We start from the raw sequence: 13,840 nt of genomic DNA, 5'->3' as shown, positions 1-13,840 counted from the left end.
ACTGCGCAGCGCGGTTATCAAGATCGCGCAATGGCCACAGGGCCGGGCAGGGAGCGACCACGCGTGCGGATCATCGACATCACCCAGCGCCTCGATGCGCGCACGCCGTTGTGGCCGGGCGAGCCGCCGTTCGTGCTGCGCCAGCATGCCGAGATATCCGACCAGTGCCCGGTCAACGTGGGCGCGCTTGCCATGCCGCTCCACGCCGGGACTCACGCCGATGCACCGTTCCACTATGATGCTGCCGGGCAGACCAGCGCCGAGACCCCGCTCTATCCCTACATCGGGCGCTGTGTGGTGGTGGATGTCCGCCATGCCAAAGGGCTGGCGGTCGAGGTCGCGGATATCGACTGGGCGGCGCTGGAGGCTGCGGCCGCACCGCGCGTCTTGCTGCGGACGTACGAGCGCTTCCCGCATGAGGTGTGGGACAGCGGGTTTCGGGCTGTCTCCGCTGCCGTGATCGAACGACTGGCGGGGCTCGGCGTGGTGCTGATCGGCACCGATGCGGCCTCGCTCGATCCCGAGACATCGAAGACCATGGACGCGCACCACACCGTGCGCGCGGCGGACATGCGCATTCTGGAGGGGCTGGTGCTCGATCATGTGGAACCCGGCGAATACGAACTGATCGCGTTGCCGCTGCCGCTGGCGGGAGCCGATGCCAGCCCGGTGCGTGCCGTGCTGCGGGAGATCGCAGCATGAGCCGATGGGACCGTGCGGCGCTCGAAGCGCTCGACAAGGCTGATCCGCTCGCCGCTTTCCGGGAGCAGTTCCAGTTTCCCGACGGGCTGATCTATCTTGATGGCAATTCGCTCGGCGCGTTGCCCCGCCGAACTCTGGCGCGGGTTGAGCAGACCGTCACGCAGGAGTGGGGCGAGGGGCTGATCACCTCGTGGCTGGGCGCCGAATGGATCACCGCCCCCCGCCGGCTGGGGGACAAGATCGCGCGGCTGCTCGGCGCGGAACCGGGCGAGGTGATCGTGGCGGATTCGACCTCGGTCAACCTGTTCAAGGCGATCACGGCGGCGCTTTCCTTGCGGCCGGAGCGTTCGGTGATCCTTTCGGAAACCGGCAATTTCCCCACTGATCTCTACATGATGCAGGGCATCGCGGCGTTCTCGGGCGGGCGTATCCGGGCTGAGGCCGTGCACGAGGATGCGGTGCTGGACCGGCTCGGCGATGATGTAGCGGTGCTGCTGCTGACGCAGGTGCACTACAAGACCGGCGCAGTACGCGACATGGCCGAAGTGACGCGGCGTGCGCATCAAGCCGGGGTGCTGGTAGTCTGGGACCTCAGCCACAGCGCGGGGGCGATCCCGGTCGGCCTCAACGCGGCGGACGCCGATTTTGCGGTGGGCTGCGGGTACAAGTTCCTGAACGGCGGGCCGGGGGCGCCCGCCTATCTCTTCGCAGCGCGGCGGCATCAGGCGCATGCCATGCCGGTGCTTTCGGGCTGGATGGGGCATGCGGCGCCCTTCGCGTTCGAGGACAGCTACCGCGCGGCCGAGGGGATCGAGCAGTTCCTGTGCGGCACCCCGCCGATCCTGGGGATGGCCGCGCTCGAATGCGGGGTGGACCTTCTGGCCGAGGCGGACATGGCCGCAATCCGGGCAAAATCGCTGCAGCTTGGCCGCGTGTTCATGGACCTGATGGACGAGCATGTCGCAGACCACGGCTTCACGCTGGTCAGCCCTCGCGAGGATCCGCGGCGGGGGAGCCATGTCTCCTACGCCCACCCGCAAGGCTATGGGATCATGCAGGCGCTGAAGGAGCGCGGGGTTATCGGCGATTTCCGCGATCCCGATGTGCTGCGCTTCGGGCTGACGCCGCTCTACTTGCGCCACGTCGACATGCTCGATGCCGTGCTTGCCATCCGTGCGGTGTGCGAGACGCGGGCCTGGGATGATCCGCGTTGGGCGGTGCGGGCGGCGGTCACCTGAAAAAGCTGCGGCGGGCCATTGGTGGGACTGTGAATACCGGCCCGCCGCCTTCACTTGCCCGGTCCCTGTGGCGCGGTTGAGGGCCGGGCAAGACGAAGTTCGAGTTTGCTGCCGCCATTGCCGATGCCGATCCGCCAGCGGCTGCCGGTCGCGGTCGGACTGGAGAAATGGCGGCTGTCCGAGGCGGCGAGTGTGAGACGCAAATGGTTGCCTGCTGCAACGACATGCGCGAGCGGCTCGAACGCTATGGCGAGGCGCTGCGGCCCGCCGGCGATCGAGGCCCTGTCATCGCCGGCGAGACCGGAGGGTTGCGGCGTGATGGCAGGATAAGGGGCGGTGCCTGAGCGGGTGTAGTTTGCGCGGACCATGCCGTCGGCAATCACCCGGGCATGGCCCGCGCTGTCCACTTCCTCCAGCCACGCGAAGACATCCGCGCGGGGGGCGCTCGTCGTCAGCGCAAGTTCGAGCACCGGCGCTCCGAGGAGGTGCAGCGGCGCGGTGAGAGCGGGCCCATCGAAGTGCAGCAGCGCGCGGTCGGCGGCGCTGCGTTCGGGGTAGATGACCGGGCCGCCGGTGATCGTCGCGTCCCAGCGTGTCATGGTGCCGGGCGCGCCATCCGCGCCCGGCCGATGCAGCAAGGTCGTCCGCGCACCGCAGCGTCCGGTGGCGGCGAGCCTGCGCTTGGTAGAGAGACATAGCGCGGTTTTGGGTGGGTTGGTGTCCCACGTGTCCGCCGAGGCCCACGTGTTGCTCCCGGTGGTGAACCAGCGCACGCGCGGCTGGGCGTCATATCCATTGGCGCGGCCAGCGAGGTAGTGATCAAAGAAAGCAAGCACCTCTGTGCGGAAATCGAAGGCGGAAGGAGTGGGTGTGCTCACGTCCGGTCCGCCGTGATAGCCGATGCCGTGCGAGGCGGCGGCGATGATCAGGCGCTGCTGGCGCGATGTGCTGGCGATGAGGCGGTTGATCCCGGCGCGGGCATAGCCGGAATCGAACCAGCCTTCGATCGAGAGGAACGGCACGTCCGCTGCATCGATTTCTGCGCGGCGCTGATAGCTGCTGGGCAGGCGCACCGCGAACGTGTCGTTGTCGTCGCGGTGGGTAATCCCCCGCGTGGCGCCGCCGCTGTCAAAGTTGGGCGCATGCTCGGCGATGGCCTGGTGGAGCAGCTTGAGATCATCGTCCCCATCGACCGGGCAAGGGTGCTTCAATTCGGCCATGTCCGGACGGTCCGGCCCGCGCCCGACATCGAGCGTGCGGTTGAGCGTGCTCCACCCGTCGCGGAACACGGTGTTGGGCACGCCGCCGGGGAAGTAGAGATCGGCGTAGGCATCGATCAGCGTGGAAATCGGTGCGACGGCCTTGACCGCCGGGTGGCGCAGGACGGGCAAGTATTCCGCCGCAGTGCCGCCATAGCTGATCCCGGTCGAGCCGACTTTGCCATCGGACCACGGCTGGCGGGTGATCCAGTTTATCACGTCAGTGCCGTCGGCGAGTTCGTTCGCGTCAAGCTCGCCGCTGCGGGTGCCGAACGAAGCGCCGGTGCCGCGCACGTCCGCCATCACGACGGCATAGCCGCGCGACGCGAAGTAGGCGGCGAAGGGCGTGATCGCGCGGCAACTGCCCACCGGGTCCGACTTCGCGGCAAAGGCGCGCCAATAGCGGGTGAGGTTGAGGATGGTCGGCACCCGCGCGCCGGGTCCGGCGCCCTGCTGGTGGTAGACATCGACCGCGATGCGCGTGCCGTCACGCATGGGGATGTAGATCGAGGACTTGACCACCGGATCGCTTGACGGCGTGCGCGCGGGGAAGGTCTGCTGCCACGGCGCGGCATCGGGCGCCGGGGCTTCGTTGGCGGCAACGGGCATGCCGAGCGAAAGCAGTGCGGCGAGCAGCAAAGGGCGGAAAAGGCGCATGCTAAAGGTCCAGTCCCAGCTTGCGGATCAGGGCGGGCACGGCGGGCTCACGCCGGGCGAAGGCGCGGTAGGCGTCATCCGGCGGGACCGCCGCGCCAACACCGAGCAGTGCTGTCTCGAGGCGCCGCGCGGTGTCTGCATGGAACAGACCGCCCGCCGCCTCGAACACTTCGATGGCATCGGCGACCATCACGTCGGCCCAGTGGTAGCTGTAGTACCCCGCCGCATAGGCATCGGCGAAGACGTGCGCGAAATTCATCACACCGTGGCGCGGGGCAACGCTGCGCGGCATGCCCATTTCGGCGAGTACCCGCCGCTCGACCCGTTCGGCATCGACCACGCTGCCCGGTCCCATGCGGTGGAGGTGGAGGTCGACGAGGGCGGGGCCGGCCAGCGACAGCACGAAGGCGCCCGGATCGAAGATTCCCCCCGCCGCCAGCTGGCGCTGCATCGCTTCCGGCATCGGTGCACCGGTCTGATAATGGCGGGCAAAGCGGCCGAGCACTTCGGGAGTGGTGACGAGATGCTCGAACAGCTGCGAGGGCATTTCGATCATGTCCCACGCGACATGGGCCATGCCTTGCGCCGGGTGGTCGACCACTGTCAGCAAGGCATGGAGCGCATGGCCGAGTTCATGGAACAGAACGCGTGCATCCTCCCACGATAGCAGCACCAGCTCGCCCGGCGCGGGGGGCGTGAGGTAATGGTGGATCGCCGTCAGCGCTGGCTCATCGGGGCGGGAGGCCAGCCTGCCGCGATAGCAATCCATCCACGCGAGCGCGCGCTTGCCTTCGCGCCGGAACAGATCGAGCCACAGCACGCCGATGAGCTCGCCATGCTGGCGCACTTCCCATGCCGAGACGGCCTCATGCCAGCCATACAGGTCGTCGCGCCGGGTGAAGGCGCATTGATAGAGCGTGCCGGCCGCCCAGAACATGCCCTCGATCATGCTGTCCAGCTGGAGGTATTCGCTGAGCTGCACGGCATTGAAGCCGCGTTCGCCGGCGCTGAGGATGTCGTTGAGGAACGGCCGGTCCCACGGTTCGATGCGCGAACCGATGCTGCGGGCCTGCGGCAGTCTGGCAAGGCGCTCCTCGTGCCGCGCGGCTGCTTTCACCGCCTCCCGGGCAATCGTCTCGACCAGCTCCAGCGCCCGGTCTCCGTTGCGGGCCATCCGGTCCGCGGCGGCAAGATCGGCGTAATTTGCATAGCCGAGCAGCGCGGCCTTGCGGGCCCTGAGGTTCAGGATTTCCGCCACCACCGGCGGGTTGGACACGGCGCCGCGCTGGACCCACATCCGCCAGACGCGTTCGCGCAAGGCGCGGTTCTCGGCCTGCGCAAGGATGGCATCGACCACCGGTCTTGCACAGGGCACGCAATAGGGCGCACCGACACCGCAGGTCTGGGCCTCGCGCCGGAGCACATCGATCATCGCCGCATCGACTCCGGCAAGCGTGCGAATATCCTCGACCGGTGCGTGGAGCTGGGCGGTATCGGCAAGCAGGTTGGCCTGAAAGCGGGCCTCGAGCGCCGCAAGTTGGGCGTTGACCGTCTTGAGTTCGGCGAGCTTACCCGGCGCAAGGCCGGCGCCGCGTGCCCGCATGGCGGAGAGCACCAGTCTTGCGGTGCGGCGCTCGCTGGCTGTCAGCTGTTCCAGCCCGGCAATCTCGGCAATGCGGGCAAACAGCGCGGGATGCCAGGCAAGCTCATCTTCCATCACGCCGCGCAGCGCCGCGAGGTCAGCCAGCGTGGCTTCGTCTTCGGGGCGCGCGGCGGTGTTGCGCACGTGGCGAAGCAAGGCTTCGGCCTGATCGAGCCCGTGTTCGGCCATCTGCAGCGGCAGCAGCGTGTTGGCAAAGCTGGGTGGCGCCGGATCCTCCGCCACCGCAAACGCCACCTCCCGCCATGCCGCGATTGCCGCCCGGTAATGAGCGTCAAGCGCTGCCGCGGTGACTGAGCCCAGCGGCGGCAGCCCCCCGCGTGGGCCCCGCCATGCCAGATCGGGCGCCGCCAGCATCACGCCCTGGGCCTCAGACGCTGTAGTGGGCGGCAAGACTGTACGTCCGCGGCCGGATCATCGAGGTGCGCTGGATGCCGTAGGTTGAGTCCTGATCGATCAGTGGCCGGGCATTGCTCAGGTTGTTGCCGAAGGCGCGCAGCTGGATTGCACCGTTCGAGAGCAGGACCGAGGCATTGACCACGTTGTAACTGGCGCGGAATTCGGCCGGGTTGGGGATCGTGTTCGGCCCGCCAGCGAAGGTAACCGGGAAGGTCCGCTCGAACGCGTTGCGGATCGAACCCTGGTAGGCATAATCGACATGGAATGTCAGGTTCCGCCGACCGCTGACCGGGGTGGTATGGTCGGTATAGGCGCTTGCTGCCCGCTCCGGCGTGCCGAGTACCCGGTCGCCGGTGCGGGACGCAACACTGAGCGGGGCGTTGGTGATCCTGGCATCATTGTAGGTCATGTTGCCGCCGGTCGTGAGGCCATCAACCGGCGACACGCGGCCGTCGAGCTCGACGCCCTTCACCTCCGAAAGCCCGGCGTTGTCGGTGAAATTGAACCCGCAGCTATTGAGCGCGAAGACCTGCTGGATGCCCTTCCAGCGGGTGTAGTAAGCGGCCGCGTTGAACATCACCTTGCGGGCGGTGACCACGATCTCGCCGGCGTCTGTGGCCTTTGCGTCCGTATCGTCGGCCGCCTTTGCCGCGACCGGGAGCATGAGGCAGGCTGCGGTGGTCGCCAGCAGCGCGCGACGGGTCCGGTTGGACAAAGAGATCATGACGTCCCCTTCCTTGTGGCGAAAGGGCCGGCCCCACCCCCTCATGGCGGGCATTCGCCCCTTTCTGACGGACAGATCATTGGAGATGTCGGGCGCGCATACTTTTCCGCGGGACCGAACTTTCTTTGCAAAACACAGGTTCGGGCGGCACGGCTGGTGCTTGCGCAAAAGTCCTACGGGCCATCGCACAAGTCTGGAGGCGCGACATTTGCAAACCATCGGCCTCGAGACGGAGGCGCGTCGCAATTCCCACCGGGGGTGATGAGATGAACCGAACGCTGCAGGACTGGACTTTGGCTGCCGAAGCGTTGCGGCCCGATGCGCGATCGCTGATCAGTGGCACGCGGGTCACAAACGGAGATGCCGCGCCGCTCGACGTGGTCAACCCTGCCAACCGTCGGGCCCTCTTCCAGCTGGTCTCGGCCGATGCGCAGACCGTCGATGCCGCAGTCCAGGCCGCGCGCGCCAGCTTTGCCGATGAACGCTGGCGCGGGCAGGGGCCGGGCGCGCGCAAGGCCATGCTTTTCGCGATCGCTGATCGACTGGAAGCACGGGCGCAGGAAATCGGGCTGCTCGACAGCCTCGAAATGGGCAAGCCGATCAGCGAAGCGGTAGCTCAGGTGAGCATTGCTGCCTTGTTCTTCCGGCACTACGGCGAGGCGCTCGACAAGCTTTATGGCGATGTGGCGCCGTCCGATGCGGCCACACTCGGCCTCAGCCTGATCGAGCCGCGCGGGGTGGTGGCGGGGATCGTGCCGTGGAACTTCCCGATCATCAACGCTGCGCTCAAGGCGGCACCCGCCTTGGCGGCGGGCAACTCGGTGGTGCTCAAGCCTTCGGAAATCGCCGGCCTCTCGGCACTGGCCCTTGCCGAAGTCGCGCTGGAGGCAGGGCTGCCCGAAGGCGTGCTCAATGTGGTGACAGGCACGGGACCCGTCACCGGCGCAGCGCTCGCCGCACACCCGGGGATCGACCTCATCGACTTCACCGGCAGCACGCGGACCGGACGCGCGGTGATGGGGCTTGCTGCATTGAACGGCACGCCGTCGCACATGGAACTGGGCGGAAAATCGCCGCAGATCGTGTTTCCGGATATGGCGGGGAGTATTGCCGACATCGCGCCGGTCATGGCGCATGAAGTGTTCTGGAATGTCGGGCAGTGGTGCGTCGCGCGTTCGCGCCTGCTCGTCCATGCCTCGCTCTATGATGAAGTGGTCGCGGCGCTCGTCGACGCGGCCAAGACCTATGTTCCGGGCAATCCGCTTGATCCGGCGACAAGCTACGGCGCCGTCGCCTTCGAGGGCCAGTACCGCAAGGTCTGCGCCTATGTCGAACAGGCGCTGGGTCAGCAGGCACGGACCGCGACGCCATGGGCTCCGCGCGAGGATCCGGGCTTCGCCGTGGCGCCCGTTATCCTGACCGGCGTCTCGCCCAGGATGGCGATTGCGCGCGAGGAGGTGTTCGGGCCGGTGTTGGCCGTGATGGCGTTCGAAACCGAGGAGCAGGCGCTGCACCTCGCCAACGCAAGCGAATACGGACTTGCCGCCAGCGTCTGGACCAGGGACCTTGCGCGCGCGGTGCGCATGGGGCGCGGGCTGACATCGGGGCGGATCTCGGTGCGGTCCGGCGTGCCCGGCGGCGAGGGCAGCGGCATGGCGATTTCGGCCGAGCCGTTCGGCGCGTCCGGCTTCGGCGTGGCCGGCGGCATGGCCGGCTTACGTTCCTATTGCAGAATCAAAGGAATCGAGTTTACAATATAAGCATATTGCAAGTTAGGAGCCCTACGGAGGGACCGCAGGCAATTCAGGGGAGGTCATGACGCAAGATCTCGGCACCTCGATCGGCAATTCCCCGGCCTCATGGGTGACGGCGGGCGATATCCTGTCGATGGCGTCGCGCCCGCGTGCGGTCTATGACGACGCATCCGTGCGCGGCTGGGACGAGTATCACGAGATCCGTCCTGGATTTTCGCTCATCGCCGGATGTGCAGAATACCTTGTTCAGCAGCGCGCGACGTTCAACGGGGGCGACGCCTTCAAGCTGCACTTCAAGATTGAGGGGCACTCGATTATCAGCGACGGACGGGGGCACGAGGCCCAAGCGGACGCGGGCACGATGTCATATCTCGTTCAACCGCGCAATTCGGTGAAGTTCGAACAGCATCTCATGCAGTCGCGCGAATCCGCGATTACCTTCGTGTGCAGCCAGCCTTTCCTTGCCCAACTGGCGGATGACGCCGAACTGCGCATGCCGCGGCCGATCCGGGATTTCATCGACGGGCGCGATCTCGACTTCCATTGCGACGTGCTGCCGCTGCCGGCGGCGCTCCACACCATGGTGGGTGATATTCTGCAGCCGCCTTATAATGGCGCGATGCGCACGATGATGGTGCAGGCCAAGGCGATGGAAGTGCTCTGCGCCGCGCTGACCCGGATTGCCGAGCATGGCGATAACAGCACAATGATCCGTCCGCGCGATCTCGCCAAGGTGCGCGAGCTGTGCGAAATCCTGCAGGCCGATCCCTTCAGCACCACCAGCATCACGCGCCTCAGCCGCATGGTCGCGTGGAACGAATCTCAGATGACCGAGCAGTTCCGCCGCGTGACCGGCACCACCGTGTTCGGCTATCGCCAGCAGCTGCGGATGGACCACGCGCTGCGTCTGCTCCAGACGAGCGACCGGTCGATTACCCAGATCGCGTTCGATGCGGGCTATGAACATGCCAGCAACTTCGCGACCGCCTTCAAACGCACCTTCGGCTTCTCCCCGCGTGAGGCGCGGCTGTGCCGGAAGGGTGATTGCACAGGCCTTTCGGCCATCGTCAAAAGTTGAGCGGTCCGGGCCGAGTTATCGCTGCCAGTATGGACCTTTCGCGCTACTTCAGGCCCGATTATCAGGCGGCTCGCTGCCGGTTTCTCGGCACCGCCACGGCGGCAGGGGCTGCCATCGAAAGCATCAGCCATCCCGAGCGCGGGCCCGACGGGCTGCTGCTTGCGACCGATGTCGCGTGGATCGGTCCCGCCGATGCCCCAGCCGTGCTGGTGCTGCTTGCGGGAACGCATGGGGTCGAAGGTTTTTGCGGATCGGGCGCGCAGATCGCTTGGCTTGATAGCGGCGCAGCGCAGGTTTTGCCGCCGGGCGTGGCGGTCATGCTCGTCCACGGCGTCAATCCGCACGGCTTTGCCTGGCAGCGCAGGGTCGATGCGGCGAACGTCGATCTCAACCGCAACTGGGTCGATTTCGGCGGCCCGCTTCCCGACAACGCTGGCTATCGCGCGCTGCATCCTGCGCTGATGCCGGACACCTGGACCACCGGGACCTCTGCCGAGATCGCGAAGGCGCTCGCGGACTACGCTGCCGAAAATGGCGAGGCAGCGCTGCGGCAGGCGCTGACGGCAGGGCAATACAGCCATGCCGACGGGATCTTCCACGGCGGGACGGAGCCGACATGGTCGCGGATGACCCTGACGGCGATTTACCGCGAGAAGCTGGCAGCAGCGCAGCGAGTGGCGATCATCGACTACCATTCCGGCCTGGGGCCGCGCGGGATGGCCGAGCAGCTCGTGCCGGTGCCCAAGGGCAGCGCCGCCTATGCGCGCACAGTGGCGGCGTTCGGAGCGGGAATTCTTTCGGTCGTGGACGGGGCCTCCTCGTCTGCCAAAGTTGGCGGCGATGGACTCGCCGCTGCGGCGAATGTGCTGTCCCACGCGGAAGTGACCACGATGGCGATGGAATATGGCACGCGGCCGTTCGATGTGGTGCTCCACGCCCTGATTGCGGACAACTGGCTCCATGCGCGCGGCGATCCGCTCTCGCCTGAGGGGCAGATGATCACCGCGCAGCTTCGCGATGCCTTTGTCGGCGATGACGACGTGTGGCGGGCCATGGTTGTCGGCCAGTCCGCGCTGGCGATCCGGCAGGCACTGGCGTTCCTGGGTTCGCCCGCATGATCCCGCAGTACGAGGCCGATGTCGTGGTGGTCGGGCTCGGCAGTTCCGGCAGCGTCTTTGCCGGAAGGCTTGCTGAAAGTGGCCAGCACAGCCTCGCCATCATCGAGGCCGGGGATCGGCAGTGGCCCAAGGTCAGCACTATCCCCGCTGCCGTTTTCCGCACGCTTGGCCGGTCCGAGTACGACTGGAGCTTCGAGACCGAGCCCGACCCCACGCGCGGCAATCGCAAGGACATCTGGCCGCGCGGCAAAGGGCCGGGGGGCAGCAGCCTGATCAACGGCACGATTTTCGTGCGTGGCAATCCGGCGGACTATGATGCGTGGGACAAGCTCGGTGCGACCGGGTGGGGCTATCGCAGCGTCCTCCCGCACTTCCGCAATCTGGAGCGCTGGCACGAGCCTGATCAGCATCGCGGCACCTTTGGTCCGCTCCCGATCGAAGTGCCGCCCTACGAATACGAACTCACCCAGACGCTGATCCATGCTTCGCGCGCCGCCGGCTTCGGCACGACGGACGACTACAACGGCGCCTCGCAACTGGGCTTTGGCCGGGTGCAGGCGAACCAGCGAAAAGGGCGGAGGGTCAATCCCTTCGACGTGTTTCTTGTGCCCCATCTGAAGTCGCCCAAAGTGCGGCTGTTCACGAACGCCGAGGCTGAACGGCTGCTGTTTGATGGCAAGCGCGTGGTCGGCGTCGAGATGCGCCGCAACGGCGTGCTGCAGCGGGTCATGGCGCGGCGCAAGGTGGTGGTCTGCTCGGGCGCGATCGCCTCGCCCACGCTGCTGCTGCGCTCCGGGTTGGGGCCTGCCGAAAAACTGCGGGCTTTGGGGATCGAACCGGTGGTTGATCTGCCGGACGTCGGCCGCAACTTGCGCGAACACGCCGGGGTGATGATGCCGTTCCGGGTCGATCGGCCGACGGTCAACCAGCACGGATCGCGGCTCGGCATGGCACGTGCGTTGCTGCAGTGGTTCGCAGGGAAGGGGCCGGCCGCAGCGGCGACGGCGCAGGCCGTGGGCTTCCACCATATCGATGATCCGTTTGGCCGGGCTGACCTGCAATTCCACTTCTCGCCCTTTGCGTTCGGTCAGGATGAGATGGGCCGCGTGGTGCTCCCGCGTGAGCGGATGGTGCTGATGGCGCCGAGCGTGAACCACCCTGAAAGCTCCGGCAGGCTCCGGCTGCGTTCGCATCTCGCCGGCGTGCCGCCGCTGATCGAGCCGCGCTTCCTTGAGGCTGAGCGCGATGTGGCGACGCTGATCAAGGGGGTGCGGCTGATCGAAAAACTGCTCACCACCGAGCCGTTTGCACAGCACATGCGCGGTTTTGTCGATCCACCGCCCGCCGATGACGGCGAGATGGAAGCCTTCGTTCGCGAGCGCGCGGCGCCGCTCTATCACCCGGTCGGCACTTGCCGCATGGGGAGCGACGCCAAGGCGGTGGTCGATCCCGCGCTGGATGTCCGCGGAGTACAGGGGCTTAAGGTGGTCGATACCTCGATCCTGCCTGCCCATGTCAGCGGCAATACCCACGCTGTCGCGCTGATGGTCGGCGAGAAGGCCGCGAGCGAGTTCGCCGCGTGAGCGGCGCGGAGGCCGATCCGGTCGCGCTCGTCGAGGGGCAATTGCAGGCCTATAATGCGCACGATATCGACGCGTTTTGCGTGCATTATGACGCCGATATCGAAGTGGCGCTGCTGGGGGACGATGCGCCGCCCCTGCGGGGCATGGCGGCCTTCCGTGACCGATATATCCGCCGCTTTGCCGAGAGCCCGCAGGTCCATGCCGACATCGAGCAGCGTATCGTGCTGGGGCGCTTCGTGATCGATCTGGAGCGGCTGACCGGGACTGCGCCGCAAGTGCGCCGGGTGATCGCGATCTACGAGACCGGTGGCGGCCTGATCCGCCGCGTGTGGTTCGGGCAGGGGTGAGCCATTCGATGACGAGGCCCCTCTCGCTCGCCCGCACTTTGGCTTTCTCCAGCCTTTCGGTGCCGCTTTCGATCCTCAGCCTGCCGATCGTGATCTATGTCGGGCCTTACTACGGTGAGGAACTCGGTATCGGGCTCGGCGCGGTTGGGACCGTTTTCCTTGTCGTGCGCATCCTTGATGCCATGCTCGATATCTTCGTCGGTCGCTGGTCGGACCGGACGCGCTGGCGGATGGGGCGGCGCAAGCCCTGGATTCTCGTCGGCGCGCCATTGCTGCTGGCGGCCTCGATCATGGTCTCGTTCCCGCCTGTCCGGCCGGGGGTGATCTATTTCGCGGTGGCCGTCTCGCTCTACTACATCGCATGGACGGTGGTGCAGATCCCGCATCTCTCGTGGGGGCAGGACCTTGGCGGTGACGAGGCGGGGCGGCGGCGCATGTCGGCCTGGCGCGAATCCGGCACCGTCGTGGGCGCGCTGATGGCGGGCCTGTTGCCGCTGATCGTGCCGCAGGCGCCGGGCACTTCAACCGCCGCGCATGCGATCTGGGTGCTGGGCATCGCGGCGACCGTGCTGCTCGCGCTGACCCTGATCGCCGCGCTGCTCTTCGTGCCTGAACGTGCGGCAGGCGAAGCGGAGGTTACCAATGCCGAGCCGCTATGGGGCGCGCTGCGCTCGATGCCGGTGCTTGCCGCGATTTCCTCGATCCTGCTGATGAACTTCGCGGCGGGCAGCTACAACGCGGTGGTGCTGATCCTGATCGAGGAGGAATACGGCCTCAAAGGCGCGTTCCTGCCCTTCGTGCTGCTGCAATACGTGATCTGTCTTGCCACGGTGCCGCTGACCATCCGTGTCGCGCGGCGGGCGGGGACCTACACCGTGCTGGTGGGCGGCGTGATCGTCTTCGTCGTCGGCCTGCTTGCCTTCGCCGCGATGCCGCCCGCGCAGCCTGCGACCTATGTGCTGGCGCTGGCGGCAGGGATCTATGTCAGCACGCTGCTGGTCCTCACCCCCGCCTATGTCGCCGAATTTGCCGCCGCCGATCTTGCCGCAAGCGGGCGCGACCGGATGGGCGAGTTCATGGCGCTCTACAACCTTTCGAGCAAACTGGGCGCGGCGTTCGGCTCCGGGGCGGGGCTGATCGTCTACGATGTGCTCAAGCCCCATGTTGCGGGCGGGCTGATGAGCCCGGGGCGCGTGGTGGGGTGCTATCTGCCCGTCGCGATCTTCGCGCTTTCGCTCGCCGCGCTCGCCCGGAGCCGCAAACCTATCACTTTCGCCTGATGAGGCCCCGCGGTTAGCGCGGCATGCTGCGCGCCTGACGA

11 protein-coding genes are annotated in these 13,840 nt (G+C 66.9%); 8 read left to right on the top strand and 3 right to left on the bottom strand.

The window, feature by feature from the left end:
* The first annotated feature begins 63 nt into the window (after window positions 1–63).
* Both kynB and kynU read left to right on the top strand, forming a co-directional pair.
* Window positions 64–702 (top strand): arylformamidase, encoded by a 639-nt coding sequence (gene kynB, locus NDB2M1_RS01535; RefSeq protein ID WP_231625071.1) that lies wholly within the window; start codon window positions 64–66, stop codon window positions 700–702.
* Window positions 699–1,940 carry a kynureninase gene (gene kynU, locus NDB2M1_RS01530; RefSeq protein WP_072378971.1) on the top strand — a complete coding sequence of 414 codons (1,242 nt, stop codon included), beginning with the start codon at window positions 699–701 and terminating at the stop codon, window positions 1,938–1,940. Before kynB ends, kynU begins: the two co-directional genes overlap by 4 nt.
* 50 nt (window positions 1,941–1,990) lie before the next feature.
* On the opposite strand, the gene NDB2M1_RS01525 is transcribed toward kynU, so the two are convergent.
* From NDB2M1_RS01525 to NDB2M1_RS01515, 3 genes are read right to left on the bottom strand one after another with little or no spacing between them, the layout of a single operon-like run.
* A complete protein-coding gene (locus NDB2M1_RS01525; protein ID WP_072378969.1) occupies window positions 1,991–3,856 on the bottom strand; it encodes a CocE/NonD family hydrolase in 1,866 nt (621 codons plus the stop codon).
* A 1-nt stretch (window position 3,857) separates the two neighbouring features.
* Window positions 3,858–5,873 carry a M3 family metallopeptidase gene (locus NDB2M1_RS01520; protein WP_072378967.1) on the bottom strand — a complete coding sequence of 672 codons (2,016 nt, stop codon included), beginning with the start codon at window positions 5,871–5,873 and terminating at the stop codon, window positions 3,858–3,860.
* Between the two features lie 13 nt (window positions 5,874–5,886).
* Window positions 5,887–6,639: a TonB-dependent receptor gene (locus NDB2M1_RS01515; RefSeq protein WP_072378965.1), complete on the bottom strand. Its 753-nt coding sequence runs from the start codon at window positions 6,637–6,639 to the stop codon at window positions 5,887–5,889.
* Between the two features lie 266 nt (window positions 6,640–6,905).
* Here NDB2M1_RS01515 and NDB2M1_RS01510 point away from each other — a divergent pair, with 266 nt between their 5' ends.
* The 6 genes from NDB2M1_RS01510 to NDB2M1_RS01485 are packed head-to-tail and all read left to right on the top strand — an operon-like array spanning window position 6,906 to window position 13,799.
* Window positions 6,906–8,399 (top strand): aldehyde dehydrogenase family protein, encoded by a 1,494-nt coding sequence (locus tag NDB2M1_RS01510; RefSeq protein WP_072378963.1) that lies wholly within the window; start codon window positions 6,906–6,908, stop codon window positions 8,397–8,399.
* A 55-nt stretch (window positions 8,400–8,454) separates the two neighbouring features.
* Window positions 8,455–9,471 (top strand): helix-turn-helix transcriptional regulator, encoded by a 1,017-nt coding sequence (locus NDB2M1_RS01505; RefSeq protein ID WP_072378961.1) that lies wholly within the window; start codon window positions 8,455–8,457, stop codon window positions 9,469–9,471.
* Window positions 9,468–10,589, top strand: a complete 1,122-nt coding sequence (locus NDB2M1_RS01500) for a M14 family metallopeptidase (RefSeq protein WP_216233921.1) — start codon at window positions 9,468–9,470, stop codon at window positions 10,587–10,589. Before NDB2M1_RS01505 ends, NDB2M1_RS01500 begins: the two co-directional genes overlap by 4 nt.
* Window positions 10,586–12,172 carry a GMC family oxidoreductase gene (locus tag NDB2M1_RS01495; protein ID WP_072378957.1) on the top strand — a complete coding sequence of 529 codons (1,587 nt, stop codon included), beginning with the start codon at window positions 10,586–10,588 and terminating at the stop codon, window positions 12,170–12,172. Before NDB2M1_RS01500 ends, NDB2M1_RS01495 begins: the two co-directional genes overlap by 4 nt.
* Window positions 12,169–12,519, top strand: coding sequence for a nuclear transport factor 2 family protein (locus NDB2M1_RS01490; RefSeq protein WP_054123061.1), 351 nt, complete (start codon window positions 12,169–12,171; stop codon window positions 12,517–12,519). Before NDB2M1_RS01495 ends, NDB2M1_RS01490 begins: the two co-directional genes overlap by 4 nt.
* 8 nt (window positions 12,520–12,527) lie before the next feature.
* Window positions 12,528–13,799, top strand: coding sequence for an MFS transporter (locus tag NDB2M1_RS01485; RefSeq protein ID WP_083554587.1), 1,272 nt, complete (start codon window positions 12,528–12,530; stop codon window positions 13,797–13,799).
* The last annotated feature ends 41 nt before the right edge of the window (window positions 13,800–13,840 follow it).

Source organism: Novosphingobium sp. NDB2Meth1 (assembly GCF_900117425.1).
In the GTDB taxonomy this organism is placed as follows: Bacteria; Pseudomonadota; Alphaproteobacteria; order Sphingomonadales; family Sphingomonadaceae; genus Novosphingobium.
This window is presented reverse-complemented; position numbering and strand designations above follow the sequence as displayed.

Coding starts and splice junctions, on each gene's coding strand:
- kynU (WP_072378971.1), top strand. CDS start 699: ATGAGCCGATGGGACCGTGCGGCGCTCGAAGCGCTCGACAAGGCTGAT.
- NDB2M1_RS01525 (WP_072378969.1), bottom strand. CDS start 3,856: ATGCGCCTTTTCCGCCCTTTGCTGCTCGCCGCACTGCTTTCGCTCGGC.
- NDB2M1_RS01520 (WP_072378967.1), bottom strand. CDS start 5,873: ATGCTGGCGGCGCCCGATCTGGCATGGCGGGGCCCACGCGGGGGGCTG.
- NDB2M1_RS01515 (WP_072378965.1), bottom strand. CDS start 6,639: ATGATCTCTTTGTCCAACCGGACCCGTCGCGCGCTGCTGGCGACCACC.
- NDB2M1_RS01510 (WP_072378963.1), top strand. CDS start 6,906: ATGAACCGAACGCTGCAGGACTGGACTTTGGCTGCCGAAGCGTTGCGG.
- NDB2M1_RS01505 (WP_072378961.1), top strand. CDS start 8,455: ATGACGCAAGATCTCGGCACCTCGATCGGCAATTCCCCGGCCTCATGG.
- NDB2M1_RS01495 (WP_072378957.1), top strand. CDS start 10,586: ATGATCCCGCAGTACGAGGCCGATGTCGTGGTGGTCGGGCTCGGCAGT.
- NDB2M1_RS01485 (WP_083554587.1), top strand. CDS start 12,528: ATGACGAGGCCCCTCTCGCTCGCCCGCACTTTGGCTTTCTCCAGCCTT.